The organism is Acinetobacter rudis, from assembly GCF_000829675.1.
In the GTDB taxonomy this organism is placed as follows: domain Bacteria; phylum Pseudomonadota; class Gammaproteobacteria; order Pseudomonadales; family Moraxellaceae; genus Acinetobacter; species Acinetobacter rudis.
In genome coordinates, this window is record NZ_BBRX01000106.1 from 1 (window position 1) to 7509 (window position 7509).

Sequence of the window (7509 nt, forward strand, 5' to 3'; positions counted from 1 at the left end):
TTGACTGTCAACAGTTTATGTATTCAACAGAGACAACCGTTGTTCAACAGGTTATACAAAATCCAGTGCAGAACAAACAATTTAATTTAAGTGCTGATGCCTTATTTAAATTTAATGGTTCATCGCAACAGGATTTATTGCCTAAAGGAAAGCAAGAACTAAAGGGTTTAGCAAGTACGATTCAGCAAGGCTATACGACTATAAGTAAAATTCATTTGGTGGGGCATACTGACCGTTTAGGATCAGAGTCTTATAACTATCAATTAGGATTAAAACGTGCAGAAACAGTACGGAGCTATTTGATTGGTGCAGGTGTTCCAGCGCAAGTGATTAGTTATGCGAGTGCAGGAAAATCTCAACCAATGGGTAATAGCTGTTATGACATAGCTAAAGTTGATGCCCAACGTGCTTGTTTACAACAAGATCGTCGCGTAAGTGTTGAAATTACAGGTGTTGAAAAGAACTAATCTTTTGTAGTTAATAGCTAAAAAAGTCTCATTTATTTTACCAAAGAATAGTTTAATTCAAATCATTTTAAACTTGCCAATTTATAACGTATCTTCAAGAAATAAGTGAAGTTTAGTTACAACTAGAAAACGGTGAATCCTAAGATTTGAAAACCACATCACCACTTTGTGGCTATTCGGCATGACTACTTACCTAAAGTTATAACAATACCTAGCAAAAATAACGTAATGATCGGTGTTGAGGACTTTAAAAGTAGTCAATTTGTCGAAAGCAGCAAGCGGAACACTTTGTCTATAGTGAAAGTCTGTCAAAAGGTAATATAAAAAAAGGCCAAAGACTGATTGCTAAGAATAGTCTTTGGCCTAAAAAATTGAGTACTTGGGATGACATGTGTACTCAATGAAGAAAACTACGATTTTAAACGTTTAAGCATTTACTTGAGCGGTATTACTCTGTAAAAACTTCTCGCTATACAAACGGTAATTGTCTAATGACTGTGATTCTAGCCAGCTTTTTACCGCTTCAATCATTGGAGGTGGGCCGCATAAATACATATCAAAAGCATTCTCAGCAAGCTGAGTTTGATCAAGATGTTCGTGAATAAAGCCAGCTTTACCGACCCAGTCAGCAGAAGGGCGACCAACAACAGGTTGATAATTAAAGTTTAAACGTTCTGAATAGCTTTGTAGGCGTTGTTGTTCACAAAGATCTAATTCAGTATTCACCCCATAATAGAGCTGAATAGGGAGCTTATGTTCAGCTGCATCTAAACGATCTAACATACCAAGAAATGCTGACAGTCCTGTACCGCCTGCAACAAAGACCAATGGGCGATCGACTTCACGCAGATAGAAACTACCCAGAGGAGCTTCAAGCAAAATGGTTTGACCTACTTGGCAGCGTTCTCTTAAATAATTGCTCATTACTCCGTCAGGTAAAATACGAATAAGGAACTGTAGTTGGTTACTTGCATTTGGTTGACTTGCAAAAGAGTAAGAGCGCCATTCATCACTACCTGGAATCTGCAGACGTGCATACTGCCCAGGAAGATACTGCAATTGTTCAGTATGTGAACTTGCATCCACATGTAAAATTGCAGTGGTTTCCGAAACTAATTCTACTTTAGTGACTACACTCGCAATTTTTAATGTATCACCAGCATTACAAAAGTCAGAGCTGTGATCAAAATAAAATGCAGCATCAGATTTAACGCGAGTTTGACATGCCAGCATTTTACGTTCAGCAAGATCACGTTCACTTAGAGCATCTTCATCGACATAATCTAGTTCATATTGACCGCTTTCACATTGTCCTTGGCATGTACCGCAAACACCTTCACGACAGTCGAGTGGAATATTAATTCCCTGACGAATTGCTGCATCAAGCAGCAATTCGTTGTTATTGACTGAGATAAAAAATGTTTTACCATCAGCAAAGTTAAGTGCAACTGAATGTCCCATAGCTTGCCCCTTACACGTGATAAAAGTCGAGGACTGAGTCAATTTTATCGTTCAACAGTACAGTGTGCTGACGTCGAATTCGGAAGTTTTCACCCTCTTGACGTAAAATGTAGACACTATGACCATAGAAAGTACCTTCTACACCCTGACGGTTATAAAGGGTGTGCCAACCAACTTTAACTTCAAGCGTACCATCTGCTAATTTTTGTACACGCACATTGTTGATGTTGTGCAGAGTACGCGGTAAAGGCATTGCAGAAGCAGCTTTACCAGTGCGAATACGAAAGACGCGGTCTTCTAAACCAGAACGATCTGCATAGTAAATATAAGACAAACCTTGGTCAGGGTCTTGGACATAGGTATGGTCATCGATCCACTGCGGAATATGATAAACACTGTCTTCATCATATAACTCAAGATAGGCATCCCAATCTTGGGTGTCACAAAGTTCAGCTTTTTTATACATAAACTGTGTTACGGCAAAATGTAGTGCTTGATCCATGACTTATACCTCTTCCTTTTCTTGCACAGTAGCTTCATTGCACTCAACCATATTCAGTGCTCTTTGTTGAAGTCCTTTGAGCATGAGCTCTTTCCAGTGACCATGCTGGTTGACATACAAACCTTCATGGGTAATTTCGCGGCCAGTAATCACAGGATTGATTCCTAATGCTTCTGCATTCGGATTACTTTCATAGCACCAGTGCTGGTAACCACGGGAAATATCACTCCAACGCTCTAAACGTGCTTGGAAACCACGTTGTTGTTCACGGAATTCAGTGAGGTCATCAGGTGTACCCAAACCAGAAACGTTGAAGAAGTCTTCAAATTGACGGATACGGTTACGACGAGCTTCAGCTGATTCACCCTTAACACCAATACATTGGCTTACAACTTCAGTTTTGTTCCAAGCCACAGGGCGTACAATACGAAGCTGTGAACTAATTTGATCCATAAAGAACAAACTTGGATAGAGATTTAGGTTGCGAAGACGGTGCATTGCCCATTCAGCGCGTTTCTCACCATATTTTTCGACGAGGTACGGCATTACAGTGTCATAACCAGGACGTACTGTTGGGTTAGGCATTTCACTGAATAAAACGCTATGGCCATTTTTAAGGCTGAACCAACCATCATCAGTCGTGTTATCACCTGCACCAAGTTTACTGTAGTCAAGGGTATCTAATTCTTCGCCCTTAGAAGCATTGACCTGTTGGCGGTGTTGTACGGTAGATACATAGTTGTAGTGAACAGTACTAACGTGATAACCATCAACGCCATTTTCATTTTGTAGTTTCCAGTTGCCATCGAAACTATAAGTTGATTTACCTTGAAGTACTTCAAGCTCACCTGTAGGGGACTGTTCAACCATGAGATCTAAGAAAACTTTACCATCACCTAAGAAGTCTTCTAAAGAATCTGTTGCACGTGTATCTAGACTGACAAAAACAAAGCCACGATAGCTACTAATACGTGCTTGTTTTAAACCACGACTATTTTTATCAAAATCTTCACAGTATTCAGAAGGTGCTTTAACTTTTACTAAGCGACCATCTGATTTATAGCACCAAGCGTGGAACGGACAGGTAAATGTAGACTGATTGCCCTTCGCCACACGCGTTAATGTTGCACCACGATGCTGGCAGGCGTTAACCATTGCATGTAGTTCACCTTTACCATCACGGCTAATGATTAAAGGTTGACGACCTATCTGTACTGTTAGGAAGTCGTTGTTGTTTGGAATTTCACTTTCATGGCAGGCATAAATCCAAACCTTTTCAAAGATGAGTTCCATTTCCAGATTAAATAATTCTGGTTCAGTAAACATATCGCGTGCAATGCGATATACACCATCTTCTGGGCGAAAATCGATGCATCCCTCAACGAATTTTTGCCAATCATTTATATTCTTTTGAGCCATTGTGTCATCCTCAAGTCAATGTGCGCTTAGGACAGATTGAAACGGATTTCACAAGTGACAGCTATCCGATTTTTCCATTTTGTTATCCAGATTCTGCAACTGATCGATTTACCGTGTAGTTACTGTGCTTGGCAGGGATATTTAACAAATTAAGGTCCGATATTGATAGAAAAAGAATGTTTGTGGGAAATCATATCGAGATATTTAAAATATCTAGTCAATGCAGTTTTTTTAAGGAGGCAGAGGATGATTGAGTTTTTAAAGACAACAGTGGATTAAAATTTAAGCGAATAAGTTAGGTAATAGGTACAGTTAAGTTTTACTCGAAACTTGGGTAATTAGATTAATAATATATCTCTTTGATTGTATTATTTAATATTTTCTATATTGGATTTTATAGTTTTTAAATTATTTATGACTTGTAAAGTAGTAACGTTTTTATATTTATAAGCTGCTATTTAATTGATTGTATATATGTTTTTTTTATAAATAATTTGTTTTTTTATTTGTTTTATAAATTACATAACACTTGTTTTTTATTTTGTAAATAGTAGTGTAATTAAGTGCATATCTTTATTTTTTATTAATAAGATAAACTTCATATTAATTTATCTTTTTATTTTTGTTCTGGTTAAGTTATTGTTATTTAATATTAAATTAAAAAAATATTTTTATTTGTTTAGGATATTTAATTTATATTTTTTAATTAAATATGCTTTAAATCATATTGAAATATTAATCACCTGAACTAATTAAATATAAAGTTACTTTTTTATTTATGTAAATATCATAAAGGTTACTGCTCTGTATAACATGTATGTCAAATAAAAGGTTTCCATAGTTTTATTGCTGTGGGTTATATTGTTTTATGTAATTTTAATGCTTATAAATCAGATTAAATACATCTTCAATATGTATTTAATCATCACCTAGTTTAGTTTAATTCTCAAACACTCATATAATTCTATAGTTTCTGTGTTGTAGTTCACTTAGTTCTTTTTTAAAGACAAATAGAGCGCATTAGTTGTATGAATAAAATATATCGAGTTATATGGAATGCTTCGTTAGGAGCCTGGGTGGCAGTTTCTGAGTTGGCGAAATCAAAAGGAAAACGTTCGTCTAGTTCAGCCGTTATTGGTGAAACTGCAGTAGTTAATGTAAATTCACAAAAAAATGGAATAAATGTATTTTTGAAACCCCTGAGTGCAGCAATCTTAATGATTAGCAGCCCAATGGCTTTTGCTTACACTGCGGGGAATGGAACAGCTCCAGGTTCAGGGGCAATCGCAATTTCTGATTCTACTTGTTCTGCTGCTACAGCGGGTGAATTACGTAGTATAGCTTTAGGATGTGGCGCCAGTGCTACAACCAGTGGATCTACAGGTACACCTGGGGGTTCAATTGCTGTAGGTGATCGTGCAACATCTCACAATGGTGGCGTTGCTATTGGTCAGAATTCTTTGGCGAATAGTGGTGACGATAAAGGTGGTGTAGCGATTGGTAGTAATACTCAGGCCTATGCATATGGTGTTGCCATTGGTGAGGGAGCGATCTCTGATCAAGCTGGAGTTGACCTGGCTAAGGGGACAGTTGCGATTGGTACTAAGTCACATGTCGATAATGCTGATGGCGGTGTAGCAATTGGTAATAGGTCTAAGGTAGGTAGTGGTGCAACAAACTCTATGTCTCTTGGTCTAGAGGCTAATGTTAATGCAAATATCACTGCTGGTATGGCCGTTGGTGCACAGTCTTCTGTGAGTAAAAGTAATGCTGTAGCATTAGGTGCTAAATCAAATACCGATCTGAGCGCAACATCTGAGACCCAAGCAACGGTTGGTGTACTTACGTATGGAGGTTTTAAAGGTCAGGCTGCTTCGGCTGGTGATCAAGTATCACTTGGCTCGGCAGGTAAAGAACGCCAAATTAAAAATCTAGCTGCAGGTAAAATCGCTGTAGACAGTACAGATGGGGTGAATGGTAGCCAACTATTTGCAACCAACACTGTATTGGGTAATGTTGCAAGTACCACCAAAAATGTTTTAGGTGGTACTGCCGCGCTGAATCCGAACGGTTCATTAACCATGACGGATATTGGTGGTACAGGTAAAAATACCATTGATGAAGCCATTAAAGCATCCAAAACAGTAGTAAAACAAGGTGCAAATACGACTGTTACTTATGATGCTGCAACAAATTCCTATACTGTAAATGCAAGTGCTGGAACAACTGGATCTCTAACCTTTGCTGGGAACTCTGGTTCAAAAGTTAAACAGCTAGGTGAAACCATGACCATCAAAGGTACTGGTGCGAAGACTGATGATCAATATTCAGGTCAAAACATCAAGACAATGGTTGATACTGATGGCAACTTAGTTGTTGCAATGGATAAAAACCTAGCAGGTTTGGAGTCAGTATCTGTTGGCAATACTGTAATTAATAATACTGGCCTCACCATTAACAATGGTCCAAGCATTACAACGGGTGGTATCAATGCTGGTGATAAAGTTATTGGTAAAGTGGCTGATGGTGTAGCTGGAAAAGATGCGGTTAACGTTGATCAGTTAAATGCTGCTAAAACAAAAGTAGTAGCAGGTACACATACAACTGTTGAATTTGATCCAATAACCAATACTTATAAAGTAAATGCTGATGGCGATCAGACTCACTATGTGAGTGTAAATGATGGTGGTACACAGGGCGGGAATTACAATAATGATGGTGCGACAGGGATCAGTGCTGTTGCGATAGGTATTGATGCAAAAGCAAGTGGAAGTTGGTCAGTTGCTCTAGGTGAAGGCGCGAATGCAATTGGTTCTGGAGTTGTTGCTCTAGGCAGTGAGTCTAAGGCAGAAGGCTTTCGTTCTACAGCGGTTGGTAATTTTGCACAGTCTTTGGGCGAGTACTCTTTAGCATTGGGTTCCGAGGCAATTGCATTTAGTCCACTTAGTATCGCAATTGGTCATTCATCTCAAGCAATAGGAGATTCTGCCTTAACTATTGGTGGTAATGCCGTAACAGAAAACTCAATTGCAATAGGTCTACGCTCATTAGCTTGGTTAGGTAAAGAGGTTACGGTAGTTGGTACAGATAGTGGCGCTTATGGTGATAATACTGTTGCAGTTGGTTATAACGCAGTTGTTGATGATAATGCGCATAACAGTACAGCAGTAGGATCTCGTTCTTTTGTAAAGGAAAATAAAACCGGTAGTAGTGTTTTCGGTCGAAATGCAACCTCTGACGCAGTAGATGGTTCAGCTGTTGGTTTTGACACACTTGTCACAGCTGAAGGAGGTATGGCTTTAGGTGCAAAGAGTGTGGCTGATCGTGCCGCAACAGGTACTTCAGGGCAAGTTTATATTGGTCAAAATGCTTCTGCCGCAGACCAACTAGCAGTTAACAATACTAAAGCAACAACAGGTGCAGTAAGTGTTGGTGGTCTACATAAAGCCAAAGATGGTACGGAAACGATAGTTCGCCGTCAAATTACTAATCTTGCAGCTGGCTTAGAAGATACTGATGCTGTTAACGTTGCGCAATTAAAAGAAACAGCAAATACCGTAACAACCGAGTTAACCAACAAAGGTCTAAAATTTGCAGGTAACAGCGGTACACCTGTTGCGAAAAAACTTGGCGAAACCATGAACATCAAAGGTTCGGGTG

The 7509-nt window shown here is 38.8% G+C and carries 5 protein-coding genes; 2 read left to right on the top strand and 3 right to left on the bottom strand.

The window, feature by feature from the left end:
* A partial coding sequence (locus Aru01_RS17440) for an OmpA family protein (protein ID WP_042111689.1) occupies nt 1–467 on the top strand: 467 nt, incomplete at its 5' end.
* Nucleotides 468–893: 426 nt separating this feature from the next.
* On the opposite strand, the gene antC is transcribed toward Aru01_RS17440, so the two are convergent.
* The 3 genes from antC to antA are packed head-to-tail and all read right to left on the bottom strand — an operon-like array spanning nt 894 to nt 3849.
* Entirely contained in the window at nt 894–1928 is a 1035-nt protein-coding gene (gene antC / locus Aru01_RS17445) for an anthranilate 1,2-dioxygenase electron transfer component AntC (protein WP_016655755.1), read from the bottom strand.
* Between the two features lie 10 nt (nt 1929–1938).
* Nucleotides 1939–2430, bottom strand: coding sequence for an anthranilate 1,2-dioxygenase small subunit (gene antB, locus Aru01_RS17450; protein WP_016655756.1), 492 nt, complete (start codon nt 2428–2430; stop codon nt 1939–1941).
* Between the two features lie 3 nt (nt 2431–2433).
* Nucleotides 2434–3849, bottom strand: a complete 1416-nt coding sequence (antA, locus tag Aru01_RS17455) for an anthranilate 1,2-dioxygenase large subunit (RefSeq protein WP_016655757.1) — start codon at nt 3847–3849, stop codon at nt 2434–2436.
* Between the two features lie 1028 nt (nt 3850–4877).
* Between antA and Aru01_RS17460 the strand changes: the two genes are divergently transcribed.
* Nucleotides 4878–7509 (top strand): ESPR-type extended signal peptide-containing protein (locus Aru01_RS17460; RefSeq protein ID WP_442316357.1); only part of this gene is annotated, 2632 nt, incomplete at its 3' end.

What these genes read in the sequence shown, in the direction of transcription:
- antC (WP_016655755.1), bottom strand. Translation starts at nt 1,928, where the DNA reads ATGGGACATTCAGTTGCACTTAACTTTGCTGATGGTAAAACATTTTTT.
- antB (WP_016655756.1), bottom strand. Translation starts at nt 2,430, where the DNA reads ATGGATCAAGCACTACATTTTGCCGTAACACAGTTTATGTATAAAAAA.
- antA (WP_016655757.1), bottom strand. Translation starts at nt 3,849, where the DNA reads ATGGCTCAAAAGAATATAAATGATTGGCAAAAATTCGTTGAGGGATGC.